Annotated in this window: 15 protein-coding genes; 5 read left to right on the top strand and 10 right to left on the bottom strand. The window is 34.9% G+C overall.

Features of this window, described 5'->3' with window-relative positions:
- Positions 1–90 precede the first annotated feature (90 nt).
- From mutL to AB8B65_RS09095, 4 genes are all read right to left on the bottom strand, one after another.
- Positions 91–1,950, bottom strand: a complete 1,860-nt coding sequence (gene mutL, locus AB8B65_RS09110) for a DNA mismatch repair endonuclease MutL (protein WP_405300637.1) — start codon at positions 1,948–1,950, stop codon at positions 91–93.
- Between the two features lie 3 nt (positions 1,951–1,953).
- Positions 1,954–2,214 carry a hypothetical protein gene (locus tag AB8B65_RS09105; protein WP_405300636.1) on the bottom strand — a complete coding sequence of 87 codons (261 nt, stop codon included), beginning with the start codon at positions 2,212–2,214 and terminating at the stop codon, positions 1,954–1,956.
- A 131-nt stretch (positions 2,215–2,345) separates the two neighbouring features.
- Positions 2,346–3,617, bottom strand: coding sequence for an adenylosuccinate synthase (locus AB8B65_RS09100; protein WP_405300635.1), 1,272 nt, complete (start codon positions 3,615–3,617; stop codon positions 2,346–2,348).
- A gap of 34 nt (positions 3,618–3,651) precedes the next feature.
- Positions 3,652–4,104 carry a Fur family transcriptional regulator gene (locus AB8B65_RS09095; RefSeq protein ID WP_405300634.1) on the bottom strand — a complete coding sequence of 151 codons (453 nt, stop codon included), beginning with the start codon at positions 4,102–4,104 and terminating at the stop codon, positions 3,652–3,654.
- A 407-nt stretch (positions 4,105–4,511) separates the two neighbouring features.
- Between AB8B65_RS09095 and AB8B65_RS09090 the strand changes: the two genes are divergently transcribed.
- From AB8B65_RS09090 to AB8B65_RS09080, 3 genes are all read left to right on the top strand, one after another.
- Positions 4,512–4,748, top strand: coding sequence for a class I lanthipeptide (locus AB8B65_RS09090; RefSeq protein ID WP_405300633.1), 237 nt, complete (start codon positions 4,512–4,514; stop codon positions 4,746–4,748).
- A 28-nt stretch (positions 4,749–4,776) separates the two neighbouring features.
- Positions 4,777–4,995: a hypothetical protein gene (locus tag AB8B65_RS09085; protein ID WP_405300632.1), complete on the top strand. Its 219-nt coding sequence runs from the start codon at positions 4,777–4,779 to the stop codon at positions 4,993–4,995.
- Positions 4,996–5,154: 159 nt separating this feature from the next.
- Positions 5,155–6,762: a leucine-rich repeat domain-containing protein gene (locus tag AB8B65_RS09080; protein WP_405300631.1), complete on the top strand. Its 1,608-nt coding sequence runs from the start codon at positions 5,155–5,157 to the stop codon at positions 6,760–6,762.
- 49 nt (positions 6,763–6,811) lie between these two features.
- Here the strand turns inward: AB8B65_RS09080 and AB8B65_RS09075 are convergent, their stop codons facing one another.
- A complete protein-coding gene (locus tag AB8B65_RS09075) occupies positions 6,812–9,028 on the bottom strand; it encodes a RelA/SpoT family protein (protein WP_405300630.1) in 2,217 nt (738 codons plus the stop codon).
- 128 nt (positions 9,029–9,156) lie between these two features.
- Entirely contained in the window at positions 9,157–9,963 is an 807-nt protein-coding gene (locus AB8B65_RS09070) for a TrmH family RNA methyltransferase (protein ID WP_405300629.1), read from the bottom strand.
- A 107-nt stretch (positions 9,964–10,070) separates the two neighbouring features.
- Here AB8B65_RS09070 and AB8B65_RS09065 point away from each other — a divergent pair, with 107 nt between their 5' ends.
- Positions 10,071–10,568: a hypothetical protein gene (locus AB8B65_RS09065; RefSeq protein ID WP_405300628.1), complete on the top strand. Its 498-nt coding sequence runs from the start codon at positions 10,071–10,073 to the stop codon at positions 10,566–10,568.
- Between the two features lie 106 nt (positions 10,569–10,674).
- The gene (locus tag AB8B65_RS09060; RefSeq protein ID WP_405300626.1) at positions 10,675–11,484 is read left to right on the top strand and encodes a DUF6503 family protein; all 810 of its coding nucleotides are present in this window, start codon (positions 10,675–10,677) and stop codon (positions 11,482–11,484) included.
- Positions 11,485–11,565: 81 nt separating this feature from the next.
- On the opposite strand, the gene AB8B65_RS09055 is transcribed toward AB8B65_RS09060, so the two are convergent.
- The 4 genes from AB8B65_RS09055 to AB8B65_RS09040 all read right to left on the bottom strand — a co-directional run.
- Complete coding sequence (locus tag AB8B65_RS09055; protein WP_405300625.1) at positions 11,566–11,979, bottom strand: hypothetical protein; 414 nt, start codon at positions 11,977–11,979, stop codon at positions 11,566–11,568.
- Positions 11,980–12,024: 45 nt separating this feature from the next.
- Positions 12,025–13,323 (bottom strand): amidohydrolase family protein, encoded by a 1,299-nt coding sequence (locus AB8B65_RS09050; RefSeq protein WP_405300624.1) that lies wholly within the window; start codon positions 13,321–13,323, stop codon positions 12,025–12,027.
- 12 nt (positions 13,324–13,335) lie between these two features.
- Complete coding sequence (locus tag AB8B65_RS09045; protein ID WP_405300623.1) at positions 13,336–16,311, bottom strand: amidohydrolase family protein; 2,976 nt, start codon at positions 16,309–16,311, stop codon at positions 13,336–13,338.
- Positions 16,312–16,457: 146 nt separating this feature from the next.
- The coding region (locus tag AB8B65_RS09040; protein ID WP_405300622.1) for a hypothetical protein at positions 16,458–17,122 on the bottom strand (665 nt) is incomplete at its 5' end.

The following is a 17,122-nucleotide window of genomic DNA, read 5'->3' as shown; positions in this document are numbered from 1 at the left end:
TCCGCGTTCGCCCAATACTAACGTAGCGACCCAAAAAAGGACGTTGATAATGATTAAATGCTTTACGGTATCTGTAATACGCATCATAACTTATATGAATTTTTTATCTAAATCATCTACGCTTAAGGTGATGAATATGGTTCGATTAAATGGTGAAATTGTAGGTTCTTTACAAGCAAATAAGTTGTTTACTAATGCTTGTTGTTCTTCAATTTCTAATTTTTTTCCAGTGCGAATTGCCATACTTTTCGCCAATGATTTTACGAGAACGTCTGTTTGGCTAAATCCCGTATCTGGAATTTCTCCTTGAAAATCGTTCAGCATTTGCTCGATGATAATCTGCAATTCACTTTCGGAAATATTTGATGGAATTCCAGAAAGTTCAATGGTATCATCTGTAATGTCGCTAAACATAAAGCCAATATTTTCTAAGCTTTCTTTCACTTCTTTTAACAATGCAATTTCACTGATTGAAAATGTAAATTTCACAGGAAATAACAATTGCTGACTTACGGCTTCGCTCACGGTAATATTTCGTAACAATTGCTCGTACAAAACACGTTGATGCGCTCTGTGTTGATCAATAATAACAATTCCCGATTTGATAGAACTCACCAAATATTTTCGGTGTAATTGATAGGTCAAAGTTTCACGCGGTTCTTCGTTAGTAAACAATGAACTTGTCATTTCTTCCGATTCAAATTCTATATTTACGGATGAAAAAGCATTCGCATTCGACTTTGATTCCAAACCAACATACAAGCTTTCCCAACCTTCGGTAGCTTCTTTCTTGTAATTAGTATAACGTGGCGCAGCAGTATTTCCAGTAATTTTCTTTTCGTCTGCAAACGGATTGAAACTACGATCTACTTGAATATTTGGAACTGCTGCTTGTTTATTTTTATAATCGTAAGGTGTATCTAAATTTGCATCGCGATCAAAATCGAGCACAGGCGCAATATTAAACTGTCCCAAACTGTGTTTTACAGTCGCGCGTAACATAGCGTAGAGCGAATGTTCGTCGTCAAATTTAATTTCTGTTTTTGTGGGATGAATATTAATATCAATCGTTTCCGGATTTACTTCAAGATAAATAAAATAACTCGGTTGCATCTTTTCTTTCAGTAAACCTTCAAACGCTGCAGTAATGGCGTGATGCAAATACGGACTTTTGATAAATCGATTGTTGACAAAGAAAAATTGTTCGTTTCTACTTTTCTTTGCAAATTCGGGTTTTCCGACAAATCCACTAATTTTAACAATGTCGGTATCTTCTTCAATCGGAACTAACTTTTCATTCGTTTTTCCACCCAAAATATTTACAATACGTTGTCTTTCGTTACTGCTTGGAAGGTTGAACAATTCGTTTCCGTTATGATATAAAACCAACTTAATATTCGAATGTGCCAAAGCTACACGTTGAAACTCATCAATAATATGGCGTAACTCAACAGCATCAGACTTTAAAAAGTTGCGTCGTGCTGGAATGTTATAAAACAGATTTTTTACGGCAATCGAAGTTCCTGTTGGTGTCGCAATTACTTCTTGTGCAACCAACTTGCTTCCTTCAATTTTTATACGTGTTCCTAATTCGGTAGCTTCCTTTTTAGTTTGCAATTCTACATGTGCAATTGCGGCAATAGAAGCGAGTGCTTCTCCACGAAAACCTTTGGTGTGTAAATTAAATAAATCTTCTGCTGCTTGAATTTTAGATGTTGCATGACGCTCAAAAGAAAGTCGCGCGTCAGTTTCACTCATTCCAAAACCATTGTCAATAACGTGTATCAGTGTTTTTCCAGCTTCTTTGACAATGAGCTTGATTTCGGTTGCTTTTGCATCAATTGCATTTTCAAGTAACTCTTTTACCACAGATGCTGGTCGCTGCACAACTTCTCCTGCGGCAATCTGGTTTGCAACATGATCGGGTAAAAGTCGTATGATGTCTGCCATGTATTATTTTGCTCTAGTAAATATTGATAGGTCGAAGTCAAGGAAATACAATGCGATAAGCACAAGTACTAAAAATATGATAATTAGACGTTTAGAAACCTCTGCATTTTTTCTAGTTCTGCCAGCTTTTCCCGCATCTTCCCAAGATTTTCTATATTTAGCAAAGTTATTTTCAGGTAGTTTACGTTCGTTACTTTCATCATAATGCTGAGGTATGTAATTAAACGTTCTATTTTTTCGCTTTTTAAAGAAACCACCTAACATAACTATCGCTTTTTATGAATATCAAAGTTACCTAAAAACTGAACAAAAACCATTCCTAAACCTATAAAAAATGTTAACACAGGCGATAATTTTCATAAAAAAAGCTTCCGTTTTGGAAGCTTTTTTGATAATTATCTGTGTATTGTTTGAGTTCGATCCGGTCCAACCGATACAATTTTGATTGGAATATCAAGTTCCTTTTCCAAGAAATCAATATAGTCATTAAGTTCTTTTGGAAACTGCGAAGGATTTGACATCTTGGTCAAATCTTCTTTCCAACCTTTAAATTCGGTATAAATTGGTTCAATATTTTCTGGTTCAATATTGTACGGAAGATGTGAAATAGTTTCGCCTTTATATTTGTAAGCAGTACATACTTTTAAGGTTTTAAAACCAGAAAGCACATCGCCTTTCATCATCATTAATTGGGTTACTCCATTTACTTGTGCTGTATATTTCAATGCAACCAAATCGAGCCATCCACAACGTCTTGGTCGTCCAGTTACGGCACCAAATTCATGTCCAATTCGCGCCATGTCAGCACCAATTTCATCAAATAGCTCTGTTGGAAAAGGTCCAGAGCCTACACGTGTTGTGTATGCTTTAAAGATTCCGAAAACGTCTTTTATTTTGTTTGGAGCAACTCCTAAACCTGTACAAGCACCAGCGGCAGTTGTTGTAGATGAAGTTACAAACGGATACGTTCCAAAGTCAATATCTAACAAAGAACCTTGCGCACCTTCGGCTAAAATTGTTTTTCCGCTTTTTTGTGCTTGGTGCAAATATTCTTCACTATCAATAAATTGCAATGTTTTTAAAACTTCTACGGCTTCAAAAAATTCGGCTTCCATTTCTTGTAAATCGTACTGAACATCTACATTGTAAAAATTGATCATCGCTTCATGCTTATTCGTTAAAGCGCGATACTTTTCTTTCCAATTGTCCAATTCCAAATCACCGACACGAATTCCGTTTCTACCAGTTTTGTCCATGTATGTTGGACCAATACCTTTTAAAGTAGAACCAATTTTTGCTTTTCCTTTTGATGCTTCCGAAGCGGCATCAAGCAAACGGTGTGTTGGTAAAATTAGATGTGCTTTTCTTGAAATGATCAATTTCTTGTGAATGTCCATGTTGAACTGTGCCAAACCATCCAATTCTTTCTTAAATACGACTGGGTCAATTACAACGCCATTTCCAATGACATTGGTTGCGGTTTCATGAAAAATTCCAGATGGAATCGTACGCAATACATGTTTGATGCCATCAAACTCTAAAGTATGCCCAGCATTTGGTCCACCTTGAAAACGTGCAATAATATCGTAGTTTGCGGTAAGTACGTCAACAATTTTTCCTTTGCCTTCGTCTCCCCATTGAAGTCCGAGTAGTAAATCTACTGCCATTATATAAAATTAAGTTAGTGTGTTGTTGTGTTTGTTAGTTTTTGTTCTTCTTTGTTGCGTAGAAGTAGAGCGAGTGATTGTGAATGTCAATATCAAAAATTTCCTCGATGGTTTTTTTAATAATTTGAATTCTTGGATCACAAAATTCCATTACTTCACCAGTATCTGATAAAATAACATGATCGTGTTGCTTATCAAAATACGATTTTTCGTAATGTGCTTGGTTTTGACCAAACTGATGCTTGCGCACCAAATTACTATCCAATAAAAGTTCAATCGTATTGTATAGCGTAGCTCTACTAACACGATAGTTTTTATTTTTCATTTTAATGTATAACGACTCTATATCAAAGTGTTCTTCACTTTCGTAGATTTCTTGTAGAATCGCAAAGCGTTCAGGAGTTTTACGGTGTCCGTTGTCTTCTAAAAACTTTGTAAAAACGTTTTTGACAATATCCTGATTATTTTCCTCCGTGTTTTGTTGCATCTTGGCTGAAGATTAAAAAACAAATTTACACTTATTTTTGAAACTTAGGTACATATTCGTGTTGGGAATTTGAATATAAAGACAAAGATTTTTCAAATTGAAGCTTTCTATTTTTAATTTGTTTGTTTTTTTAACTAAAAAAATGTATTTTTAGTGAGTATGTTTCTGATTATCAGAAATATGTACTCTCCTAAATTATATATAAAACTGTACTTCAATTCACGTCTTTTTGGATGTGAATTGAGGATGTTTATTGTTTTATATATACTGAAGAATAGATGCTGTTTTTTGAGGTGATTCAGTCTTAAAAAAGCTCTGATGTACTTTCTTTACTTAGATAGATGCTTTTGATGTGTGAACCAATAAACGCTTCGATGATGTATTAGTAAACTTAAAAACCAACAGAAATGAAGAAAAAAGATTTCACACAAAAATTACAATTACACAAAAAAGTAATTTCAAATTTAGATGCAGTTTCATTGCATGGAGGAACAGATATTCCTATAACAATTCCGATTGAAACAATTATTAAAACAATTCGAACTGAAGGAGACGCATGTACCATTATTGCTACGTGTTATTGTAGTATGCAGTGTCCGACAACAACGCGAGATGCAGATAAGTGCAATACTGATCAGTGTTAATCGGACGTAAATTTAAAAACTTAATAGTATGAAGAAAAAAGAATTTGATCCAAAATTAAAATTAGGGAAAAAGGTAATTTCCAGCTTGGAAACATACAACGTACAAGGCGGAACAGAAGTGCCAAGTGAAGTACCAACAGAACCTATTAAAACAAAGAAAACGAAAAGAACCGCGCACGATGCATGTACCATTATTGCAACGTGTTATTGTTCATTGACTTGTCCAGAAAAGTGCGATGAATGTTAAGAATTTAGTAGTTACTACTAGTTGTTAAAAGAAAAGCTGTCCTCACAAACCAAATTGTGAGCGACAGCTTTTGGATTGTATGTAATAGTATTTGCAATATTTATAGTAGATTATTTGCTAACTTTAACTGCAATTAGAAATTGAAAAGAATTATTTAAAATGCTACCTGAATTAGTATTAACAGAAAATGAAGAATTAGGTTATTACATTACGTTTGATAAGCTATTCCCTGATTTTGTACCGTACTTTCAAAATTTCAAGAAAGGTCAACTGATTGAAGTCAATTTTTCCTCTACTGATGAAGATATACAGCCAAGCGAAGCGCAGCTTGCAGCACATGAATTCCTTTTGACGCATTCTAATCAGATGTTAGAGAATTTGGTGCGCTATTTAAAACAAGACGAAGAATATTTCTTGGAATTTTATGGTGTATATACAGAGACAAGTTATGAAAATATAGGCTATAAAGGGAGAAAGTTTACTTCAAGAAATAGATTTGGTTTTCCTATTGTGACTGATATCCATGAATTTATCAATTATTTTGGAATTGGGTCTGTGAATATTAGCGATACTGAAGAAGATGGTATATCATGTATAGGTTTTTCAGGTAGTTGTACTTGGGATGAAGAACATGGTTTTGGTGCAGCTTTTTATAAGTTAAAACTTCTGGACGTTGATGATTGGAATGTTGGAAACTATTTAAATTGGAGTCATGATGAAGATAGCAAAGACTTATTAACTAATAAATTCACGATTTTCCATAAGTTAGAACCCTTAGAGGAACGAAAAAAACGACTTGCCAATTTGAGTGAAAAAAATCAAGTAGAAAACCCTGAAGATTACGAAGAAATTTTTGATTGGTTGATAAGGTACAAAATGATTTACGGTTACAGGAATAATCATGTAGACTTAAATGCAAGAGAAAAAGCTGTAGTGCTAAATGAAATCAAAGAACTTTCATTCTATGGTAATGAAATTGAAACTATTCCTAGTTCTATACATCTTTTAAAAAAATTAACATCCCTTTTATTTTCATTTAATAAGCTAGTAGCTATTCCAGTAGAAATATGTAAACTTACAACACTCAAGAGCCTTACAATTTCTAACAATCAGCTAGAGCGAATTCCGAAGCAGATAGGTATGCTTGAAAACTTAGAATCTTTAATTTTGAGTAGGAACAAATTACAATTTGTAACAGGGAAAATTGAGCGATTAACTAAATTAAAACATTTAGATGTAAGCTCGAATCATTTAACTGAGTTACCGAAGTCTATTTTGGGACTAACTAGTCTTGAAAAGCTTTTCGTGCAAAATAATTCTTTTACAAGTTTTCCTGAAATTATAATCAAGATGAAAAGTTTGAAAACACTCAATATTGCAACGAATAAACTGGTAACTATTCCTGAATCTATTGATCAATGTCAATCTCTTGAGCAACTCGATCTAAGATCTAATGAACTCACAATATTGCCCGACTCAATATTTACCAAAATGCCAAATTTGAAATGGTTACAAGTGAATATCAACAAATTTTCTATTGCTGATTTAGAACGCTTTCAACTTCTGGTTTCTTCTGAGATGAAAACAGATTTAGATAGCACTATTGCAGTAACAAAAGATGAAATCAAGAGAAAACAAATAAAAATAGAAAACGAACGAAGACAACAAGAAAAAGAAAAGTCAAGTAAGCAGCCACAGCAAAAAATATCCGCACCTAAGGCTATAAAAAAAGACAATAAAAAATGGTGGGAGTTTTGGCGTAAATAATAACAGCTTTTAGTTGAAACTTCTTTTTAAAGTTAGCCTAAAAGAAATACTAAGCACGCGTCACTTTTTCAATACCATTAATTTTCTTCAAATTGGTAATTAGGCGTTTTAAAATACTGTTGTTCTTTACAATCACCATGATACGACCTGTAAAAATACCATCGTTGGTTTCAAAACTGATGTTTCTAATGTTTACGTGCATATTATTGGAAATGATTTTGGTTACTTCATTCACCAATCCCATATTGTCAATTCCTGTAAATTCGAGCATTGCGGTAAATTCTTCCTGCGAAGAATCAATCCATTTTGCAGGCATAATTCGATATGCGTAATTTGCTTGTAAACTCACCGCATTCGGACAATTTTTCTTATGTACTTTAATACCTTCATTCACCGTAACAAACCCAAAAACAGGATCGCCAGGAATTGGATTGCAACAATTTGATAGTTTATAATTGAGCTTTTCTTCTTCCTTTCCAAACACCAATGTATCGTATCTATTGGATACTTCTGGCTGATTGATTTCTTCGACAGGAATAGAAGGTGCTCTTCTAATTTTATTTTTGAAAAACTTGAAAATACTATTGCTTCTATGCGCAGCAAATTCTTTTAGTTTTTGATTGTCTATCGTTCCAATTCCAACACGATAAAATAAATCTAAGCTTGTTTTTAGTTTAAAATGACTCACCATTTCGTTGATCGATTTCTCGTCAAGCGGAATTTTTAATTGTTTGAGTTTTCGTCGCAGAATTTCCTTTCCATCTTCGGCAACTTCTTTCTTTTCTTCTCGTAATGACGATTTTATTTTTGAGCGTGCTCTGGAAGTAGTGGCATAATCTAGCCAATTGGCATTTGGTTTGGATTTATCAGAAGTAATGACTTCTACCTGATCGCCACTTTTTAATTCGTGACTCAACGGCACTAATTTTCCATTTACTTTCGCACCACGCGTATGATAGCCAACTTGCGTGTGAATGCTAAAGGCAAAATCTAACGGAGTAGCACCTTTTGGCAAGGATTTTAAATCGCCCGTAGGCGTAAATACAAAAATTTCTTTTGCGTATAAATTCAGTTTAAATTCTTCTACAAAATCAACTGCATTTGCCGTTTGGTTTTCAAGCGCTTCTTGCAATTTATTCAACCAAGGTTCAAGTCCTTGTTCTTTTTGTTCTCCTTGTTTGTACTTAAAATGTGCTGCGTATCCTTTTTCGGCAATTTCATGCATACGATGCGATCGAATTTGTACTTCAACCCAACGACCTTCTGGTCCCATAACCGTAATGTGTAAGGCTTCGTATCCGGTAGATTTTGGTGAAGAAATCCAATCGCGCAAACGCACAGGATTTGGTCTAAAGTGATCGGTTACAATCGAATATATTTTCCAAGCAAGGAATTTTTCATTGTCTAAATCGTCCGTTTCATATATAATCCGAATGGCAAATTTGTCATACACTTCATCAAAAGTAACACCTTGTTTCACCATTTTTCTACGAATAGAAAAGATAGATTTAAAACGTCCTTTTATCTTGTATTCAAAATCTTCTTTGTCTAACGAATTTTTAATAATTGAAGAAAAATTGTCAATATATTCTTGTTGCTGTTCTTTGCTTTCTTCAATTTTATTTTGAATGTCATTAAAAACTTCGGGTTCGGTATATTTCAATCCAAAATCTTCCAATTCAGTCTTAATATTATACAACCCAATACGATGTGCCAACGGCGCATAAATGTATAAAGTTTCTGAAGCAATCTTAACTTGTTTATGCGGCGGCATGGAACCCATAGTTTGCATATTGTGCAATCTGTCCGCAATTTTGATGATAATTACACGCACATCATCGTTAATTGTCAACAGCATTTTACGGAAATTTTCCGCCTGCATAGACACATCTTTGTCTTTTTTAAGATGCGAAATTTTAGTGAGTCCGTCTACAATTCGGGCAACCGTAACACCAAAAACTTGTTCAATATCTTCTAAAGTATAATCGTCAGAATCTTCTACAACATCATGCAATAGGGCAGAAGCTATAGAAGTGGCGTCCATTCCTATTTCGGAAGCTACAATTTTTGCCACAGCAATAGGATGAAAAATATACGCTTCTCCGCTTTTTCTTCGCTGATCTTTATGCGCATCTACAGCGACATCAAATGCTTTACGGATAATTTTTTTATCTTCCGAAGTAAGCTCTTGATAACTTATGCGCAACAGTTCTTTGTACTGTTTGGCAATGGCTGCATTTTCTTTTTCAATCTCAACTTCTGTCATATAAATTAAAATTAAGCTAAAGAAATGTAAGAAACAAGTATGTGAATGAATTTAGAAAAAGAAAATTGAGAAGTTAAGCTAGCTCTTGCATTTTGAAGATTTTTGAGCACATCTTTTATAACTACATCTTATTTAAAATCTCGTTGTCGTTTTGCTTCAAAAATGACAATAGCAGCAGCAACAGAAACATTCATAGAATCAATTTTTCCTTGCATCGGAATGATGATGTTTTGAGTTGAATTCTGTAACCATTCATCACTCAAACCTGTAGCTTCTGTTCCTACGACAATGGCACTTGCTTTTTCAAAATCTTGCACATGATAATTTTCAGAAGCAGTCAATGCAGCACAATAGATTTCGATTTCTTTTTCTTGGAGAAACGAAATAATTTCGGCAGTACTTCCTGTGGCAACTTGCGTCGTAAAAACACAACCAACACTAGAGCGTACAATATTCGGATTGTACATATCTGTTTTTGGGTTTGCAATTAAAACAGCATCAATATTAGCAGCATCTGCAGTACGAAGCAATGCGCCAATGTTTCCAGGTTTTTCGGGAGCTTCGGCAACTAAAATTAATGGTTTTTTGTTATGAAAAGAAATATGTGCAAGCGAATGTTCTTTCGTGTTTACAATCGCCAATATACCTTCTGTACTAGTGCGATAGGCGATTTTTTGATACACTTCTTTAGAGATTTCTATACAATCAGGAGTATTTGTAGTGTTTTTTAGTAATGTCTCTACACTTTCGTGGGAACAAATCTCAGGATAAAAAAACAAGGTGTCAATTGTATAGTTTCCATCTAGCGCAAGCGTTAACTCGCGAAAACCTTCTAATACAAACTTTCCTTCTTTTCTACGACTTCGCGATTTTTCTTGAAGTTGAAGAATGTGTTTTATGGTTGAATTTTGTGTGCTAGAAATCTGTTTGTACATGCTGCAAATATAGGAAAGAGATTGTTGTGTAAAAACTTTAAAAACATTTCATTGTTTTGTTTTTTCATTGTGTTTGCTGTAGTTTTAAGAAAACTAATTTACATAACATGAAAAATACAATTAAAACTCTAGTACTACTATTATTTGTAACAGCAACTATGACAGCTCAGGAATTAAAAATTCCTAACGATGTTACATTTGAAAAAGCAGAAGATTATACAACCTACGAACCACAGGTTTTGGAAAGTATTGATTGGTTGCAACGCACACCAGCATCTGAACAATCCGCAAAACGAGAAAAGCTAAATGCCTTTTTGTTAAAATGGATGACAGGAAGTCCGACTGTGTCAATAGAACTCGTTGCAGGAATTGTGCCTTTAGAATGTGGCGATTGTTTGATGACTTTTATGTATGGCTGGACAAAGTATAGCTTAGAGAATAATTACGCTAAAGATAAAATAGATTGCGCTGTTGCTGGAGCCGAACACGCTATTGAGTTCTACAAAAAGAACAAAGCGACACTCGGAAAACAATCGGAAATGGAAAAACTAATAAGACGTAAAAAGAAAGGCAAACTGAGAAAATATATTGAATCAAAATTTTAAAAAACGGTATTTTAATTCAGCACTGCATTTTTTGAAAACTATTGCATGAATTATGTAATGATGCTACATTCGTTTCGACCGAAGAACAAATAAAACTAACTGACGAATGAAGAAAATTACTGTAGCACTTTTAGGATTGATCTTAATTGTTGCTTGTAACACCACAGAAAAAAAAGGGAAAATTTCTGAAAAGACAGCGAAAGAAACGAAAGTTGTCGCAAAAACGTATCCAGAGAAATTACAGAAAGTATTTGATGCGCATGGCGGAATTGATACATGGAATGCTGCGCAAACGTTGGTGTACGAAATGGTAAAACCAAAAGCTACAGAAAAACATATTACCGATTTGCCTTCGCGAAAAACACGTCTAGAAGGAAAAGGATTTACAATCGGTTATGATGGAAAAGATGTTTGGCTAGCACAAAAAGATACAACCGCTTTTAGAAGCAACGCACGTTTTTATCACAACTTATATTTTTATTTCTATGCAATGCCTTTTGTATTGGGTGATGATGGAATTACGTATACCAAAGCAGAAAACCTTTCGTATGATGGTGTTTTGTATCCAGGATATAAAATTTCGTATGGTAAAAATGTAGGTGATTCTCCAGAAGATAATTATTTTATTTACTATAATCCAGAAACCTATCAAATGGAATGGTTAGGATATACGGTAACGTATTTTAATGGAAAACCAAGTAATAGAGTAAGTTATATCCGCTATAGCGATTGGCAAAAAGTGAATGGAGTTATGCTTCCAAAAGTATTGACTTGGCACAAAACTAATGAAAGCGGAAAAGTTGCTGAAGCTCGAAATTCAGTAGAGTTTACAAATGTAAGTTTGACAAATGAAATGATGAAAAATGAAACGTACGCACGTCCAAAAGATGGCGTTATTGTTCCGAAAGGAAAATAAAGATATAATTGAAAAAGAAAAAAGCTACTAAAAAACCTCTTCGTTATGAAGAGGTTTTTTTTATGTTGAGTACTCGCTTTTTTAAAAAGCTCCTTTATATCCTTCGTTTAAATGTAATTGATTAATATCAAATCCATTAAACATAATAGTTTTTAAATTATTACGTAATTGAAAACGTTTGGCTGAAATATTCGGTAAAATAGAATGTTCAGTTGTTACATTTTGAAATGCAGCGGCAACATTATGTTCACTTAAAAATCCTCTACGAATGCCTTTTTTTACGTGTTCACCAATGTTTGATAAGTTTGGCAAACGATCGCGCACTGCAGAATATTCAGTAGCAATATCGTTTGACAATTCAGAGAATGTTGGTAGCTGAAAGTTTTCAATCTCAGCATTTTGCTCAACAACTTCTGTACTTTGCGTTTCTTGTGCAGAAACTTGCAATGCAACAAGGAACATAATTCCTAAGGCAAATTTTTGTAGTGTTTTCATAACGATCTATTTTACGTGTTAGTAGCAAAGAGTTCTTTAAAGTTACTATTTTCCGTTGTATTTTTTCATATAACGCTTCCATAATTTTGTTTGGTGCGTTTCCAAACTCAATTCACGTCCTTCTATAAATGCATGTGTCAAAATGTTTCCACGCATGTCTAAAGCGTCACCTTCACTTACAAAAAACGTGGCATCTTTTCCAACTTCTAATGTTCCTAAACGATTGTCTATTCCTAAAATTTTTGCCGTGTTAGACGTAATTAGTTGTAATGCTTTTTCTTTATCTAAACCGTGTGCAGCAACCGTTCCTGCTAAGAAGGGTAAATTACGTGTGTTCATACGCTCCATTTGTCCGCTGTTTTCCAAACCTACTAAAACACCTGCATCCGTTAAGATTTTGGCCTTTTTGTATGACATATCGTAATCTTCGTCGTCCATTTCTGGAACAGAATGCGTTCTGTGTAACAATACAGCAACTTCGTTTTGGCGTAATGTTGTAGCAACTTTGTGTGCTTGATATCCACCAACAATAACAATTTTTATGCTATTTTTCTTTCCAAAATCAATGGCATCCAAAATTCCTTTTTCCGTATCAACATGTACATATAATGTTTGCGTTCCTTTGGTAAGTCCGTCCATTGCTTCATACGGCAAATGTTTTGGGCTTCTTTTTCCGTTTAAATAACCTTTAGCATCATGAAATACATCTTGAATTTTTTGTATTTGTTTCGCATAGTTATTGTTTGGACGCATACCTCTTGGTTCGCCAAGCCACCAACGACCACGCGAAAAATTGTTTGGCCAGTTTATATGAATTCCGTCATCTGCTTTTACAGCAGCATCTTCCCAATTCCAAGCATCGAGTTGCACAACAGAAGAAGTTCCAGAAACATTTCCGCCACGCGGCGTAATTTGTGCCACTAAAATTCCGTTTGGTCTACAACTTTCTACTACTTTCGATTCTGTATTGTAAGCAATTAAACTGCGTATGTGCGGATTAAAACTTCCTGTTTCATTCTGGTCACGTGTTGCTCTTACAGCATCTACTTCTACCAAACCAAGTGTAGAGTTTGGTGCAATAAATCCAGGGTATATGTGTTTTCCTTTGGCGTTAATTACTTTTCCTTCGGACGGAGTCGTTCCAGAAGCACCAATGTTTTTTATTTTTCCATTTTCAAAAACAATCGTTGCATCTTCAATGATGAATCCGTTTCCAATATGTGCGGTTGCACCAACCACAGATATAGTTTGCGATTGTTTTGGCGCAGGTGTTTGTTGTGCATAACTGAAGGTGCTAAATATAACAGTTAGGCATACTATGTATATGTGAATATATTTTTTCATATCAGTTTTCGTTTAAAATTCAACTGTATCACAGTGATGATGTTTTTTCTCTTTCTTTCTAGCAGGTTGCGTTTTCATACCTTTATTTTTCTCTAAAAGCATCATATTCATCAACTCGTTGCGTTGGCTTTGAATGTTTCTTCGCAATTGCTGATCGCGCTCTAAATCAAAATACACCGTTCCTTCAATCATGGTTGTTTGCGCTTTCGCGTAAATTGACATTGGATGATCGGTCCATAAAACCAAATCCGCTTGTTTTCCAGTTTTTACACTTCCTACTTTATCGTCGATGTGTAATAATTTTGCTGGATTTAATGTAACAAACTTCCAAGCATCTTCCTCAGAAACACCACCGTATTTTACTGCTTTTGCTGCTTCTTGATTCAATCTACGAGACATTTCGCCATCATCAGAATTAAAAGCAACAACCACACCTTGACTGTGCATGATAGCTCCGTTATACGGAATTGCGTCGTTTACTTCGTATTTGTATGCCCACCAATCGGAGAATGTTGAACCTCCAGCGCCATGTGTTTTCATTTTGTCTGCTACTTTGTACCCTTCTAAAATATGTGTAAATGTATTGATGTTGAAACCGAATTTATCAGCCACTTTCATTAACATATTGATTTCACTTTGTACATACGAGTGACAAGACACGAAACGTTTTTTATTCAGAATTTCCACAATCGTTTCCATTTCAATGTCATAACGATACTTTCCTGTTTTCTTCTTTGCTTCGTATTCTTTGGCACGTTGAAAGTAATCTGTAAATACTTGCTCAACTCCCATACGTGTTTGTGGGAAACGTGTTGTTTCTGTATCGCCCCAGTTACTTTGCTTTACGTTTTCACCTAAGGCAAATTTTATAAATCCGTCAGCACCTTTAAATAGCATTTCATCTGCTGATCGTCCCCATTTTAAACTCAAAATTGCAGAACGTCCACCAATCGGATTTGCCGAACCGTGTAACAACTGAATCGTTGTAACTCCACCAGCTAAGTTTCTGTAAATGTCTACATCTTCTGGGTCTACAACATCTTCCATATTTACTTCTGCTGTAGAATTGTGTCCAGCTTCATTGATGTCAAATGCACCAATATGTGAATGTTCATCAATAACTCCAGAAGTTAAATGTTTTCCTGTCGCATCAATTACTCTTGCACCACGAGCGTTGAGGTTTTTTCCAATACGGGAAATTTTACCATCTTTTACTAAAACATCTGTATTTTGAAGAATTCCATCTTTCTCATTTGTCCAAACCGTTGCATTTTTGAATAGAACAGTTTCTTGCTGTGGTAAAGTTGCGGAACCATAAGCACCATTCGGATAAGAAATTGGTAGCATTTTTGGCGCTTCCATTTTAGAACCTTTCTTTCCGTCTTTCTTCTCAGTTTTCTTTTTTACTTCTTTTTGTGTGGCACTGAATGTTGTTTCAGAACCGTTTGCTAAAATTGCTTTTCCAGAAAAGTATGTAGCATTCCTAACAGGTGACGTTAAACGAATGAATTCTGTTTTTGAAGTATCAGGTGTTGTAAACTGTAATTGTAGCCAATCGCTTTTAAAAGAAATCTTTGAACCTAATTTCATAGAATCTTTCATTACGGTTGCTTTCAATTTTTCTGGCGAACCCGCAATGTCCACATCATACATGTTTCCTGCTACATTGAATGTATATTTTCCGCGAATGTCCTTGTGTGCTTTGTCTTTAAATACATTCTGATTTCCTTGAACCCAGTTTTCGTAGATTACCGTTTTCTTATCAAAAATAGCACCCGAAGTGATTAAAAAGTTTGCTTGACGTCCGTTTTGTAAGGTTCCTACTTTATCTTCTTGTTTTAAAATACGTGCCGGAACTGTTGTCAATGCTTCCAAAGCTTTGGTTTTGTCTAAACCGTATTTTATAGCTTTCATAATGTTGGCTTTAAACTCGCTTCCCGATTTTGTATCATGCATTGTAAAACTAAAGGCAACACCTTTGTCTGCTAATGCTTTTGGGTTTGAAGGCGCTTGGTTCCAATGTTTCATCGCTTCCAATTCTACAACGCCAGCCGCATACGGATCCGATACGTCATACGCTTTTGGAAAGTTGATAGGAATGATAAAAGAAGCATTTGTCGCTTTCATTGCGTTGATGTTCTCGTATTCAGTTCCATCACCAATTAATACATATTGAATTCCAAATTCGTCACCAATAGCATCCGTTTTGATACTGTTGTGCTTGTTTCCAGCATGGAAGATTTGCACTAAGTTTTTATTTGCATTTAATGCTTCTAAAGCCAAATCAGTACGTTTTGCATTTCCTTTTGCATACCAATCAGCATCGTGATACATTTGACGAATTAACGCCATACTTCCCATTAAGGATGTTGGATATGATTGTTTGGAAGCATTACTTTTTCGGTATGATAAGTATTGTGCAGAACGATCATCTAAAATACGCGTACTATTATCTCCTTTTGAGTTTAGTGCGATTAACATTCCGTTTCCACGCACAATTCCGTCTTGTAAATGTGTATTTACCGTTCCGAAACCAGCTTTTAGTAAGCTTGTTGCTTTTTTATTGTCGAACGAAAATTTATCAATTGGATTAATATCTGGTCTGATGTGATCGTTCCAGTAATATCCGGTACGACTTGCATCATATTGAGGTGCGCTTCTCCAGCTTCCTGTTCGTTTCGGTTTTTGCAATCCGAAATCCGAATACGGATCTACAAAGGAAGGGTACACACTTTTCCCTGTTAAATCTACGACAGTAGCATTTTTAGGAATGGTAATATTTGTTCCTGTCTGCACCACTTTTCCATCTTGTATGATGAGTGTTCCATTTTCGATCACTTGCGTGGGCGTGACATAAATTTTGGCATTGGTGAATGCTGTTATGGTGTGACTTTCTGTTTTTACGCCATCATTTTTGGGAAAATAGTCCTGTGAGAAGGCAGAAAGGCTACAGAAAAACAGTAACAGCAGCAAATAAGATTTTTTCATTGCTTTACTTTAGGTTTGATTGATTCGTTAAAAACTTAAAGATAAGTTATGAATGCGTTTGTTTGCTATTTTATGAGTTTTTTAACGTTTTAAAACAGGATTTGTACGGCTTTCCCGTATTTATATGAAGCTACTTGTCGTGTTTGTTATTTGTGAACTGGAATTGCTGTATTTTGAATCCACTTTTGGACGAGTTTTCGGTTGGTTGTAATTTCTGCAAAAACATAAATATCACTTTGAAAACACGGAGAAGTCGCGGCTTTTTCAATCACTACTTTATCATCGCAATAGCTTGAATGTAAAAAGTAGAGTTCTTTGTTTTTTATAAGTACATAACCCACATGATTACTCAAGCCTACAAAATAAAGTCCGTCCGTATATACTTTATTGAGTTTCGTTTTGAGATCTTTTTGAGAAATGTTCCGATACGTTTTTAATTCGCTTTTTGGTTGAAGCGTTATTGCTTCGTTTGTTCCGCCTTGTTGTGCCATTTTGTATCGATTGAGTCTAAAACCTATATGTTTTAAAGTTGTAGATACAAAGTAGCCACAGGCAATTTCGCCATCATTTGGAATGTCTGTATGTCCGTTAAAATCCCAAGGAGTTCCGTACCAATGTGGTACAATTTCACTGAGAAGTTTGTGGTATAGATAGCTTGAAGCAGAATCAATAGCTTTTTGTTTGTTTTGGTGCAATTGTTTTGCAAAATAGGCACGATCTGCCGTAATGCTTTGTTTGATGGTTTTGTAGTTTCCTTTTGGAGTAAAGTTGATGCCTAACTTAGTAGAATCAATCGAATTTGGATCAATAG

Origin of the sequence: Kordia sp., assembly GCF_045105435.1 — a bacterium.
Lineage (GTDB): Bacteria > Bacteroidota > Bacteroidia > Flavobacteriales > Flavobacteriaceae > Kordia.
The sequence above is the reverse complement of the archived record's forward strand: the minus strand, read 5'-3'. Positions and strand labels throughout refer to the sequence as shown.

Coding starts and splice junctions, on each gene's coding strand:
- AB8B65_RS09060 (WP_405300626.1), top strand. CDS start 10,675: ATGAAGAAAATTACTGTAGCACTTTTAGGATTGATCTTAATTGTTGCT.
- AB8B65_RS09080 (WP_405300631.1), top strand. CDS start 5,155: ATGCTACCTGAATTAGTATTAACAGAAAATGAAGAATTAGGTTATTAC.
- AB8B65_RS09095 (WP_405300634.1), bottom strand. CDS start 4,104: ATGCAACAAAACACGGAGGAAAATAATCAGGATATTGTCAAAAACGTT.
- AB8B65_RS09070 (WP_405300629.1), bottom strand. CDS start 9,963: ATGTACAAACAGATTTCTAGCACACAAAATTCAACCATAAAACACATT.
- AB8B65_RS09045 (WP_405300623.1), bottom strand. CDS start 16,311: ATGAAAAAATCTTATTTGCTGCTGTTACTGTTTTTCTGTAGCCTTTCT.
- AB8B65_RS09100 (WP_405300635.1), bottom strand. CDS start 3,617: ATGGCAGTAGATTTACTACTCGGACTTCAATGGGGAGACGAAGGCAAA.
- mutL (WP_405300637.1), bottom strand. CDS start 1,950: ATGGCAGACATCATACGACTTTTACCCGATCATGTTGCAAACCAGATT.
- AB8B65_RS09105 (WP_405300636.1), bottom strand. CDS start 2,214: ATGTTAGGTGGTTTCTTTAAAAAGCGAAAAAATAGAACGTTTAATTAC.
- AB8B65_RS09050 (WP_405300624.1), bottom strand. CDS start 13,323: ATGAAAAAATATATTCACATATACATAGTATGCCTAACTGTTATATTT.
- AB8B65_RS09085 (WP_405300632.1), top strand. CDS start 4,777: ATGAAGAAAAAAGAATTTGATCCAAAATTAAAATTAGGGAAAAAGGTA.
- AB8B65_RS09075 (WP_405300630.1), bottom strand. CDS start 9,028: ATGACAGAAGTTGAGATTGAAAAAGAAAATGCAGCCATTGCCAAACAG.
- AB8B65_RS09065 (WP_405300628.1), top strand. CDS start 10,071: ATGAAAAATACAATTAAAACTCTAGTACTACTATTATTTGTAACAGCA.
- AB8B65_RS09090 (WP_405300633.1), top strand. CDS start 4,512: ATGAAGAAAAAAGATTTCACACAAAAATTACAATTACACAAAAAAGTA.
- AB8B65_RS09055 (WP_405300625.1), bottom strand. CDS start 11,979: ATGAAAACACTACAAAAATTTGCCTTAGGAATTATGTTCCTTGTTGCA.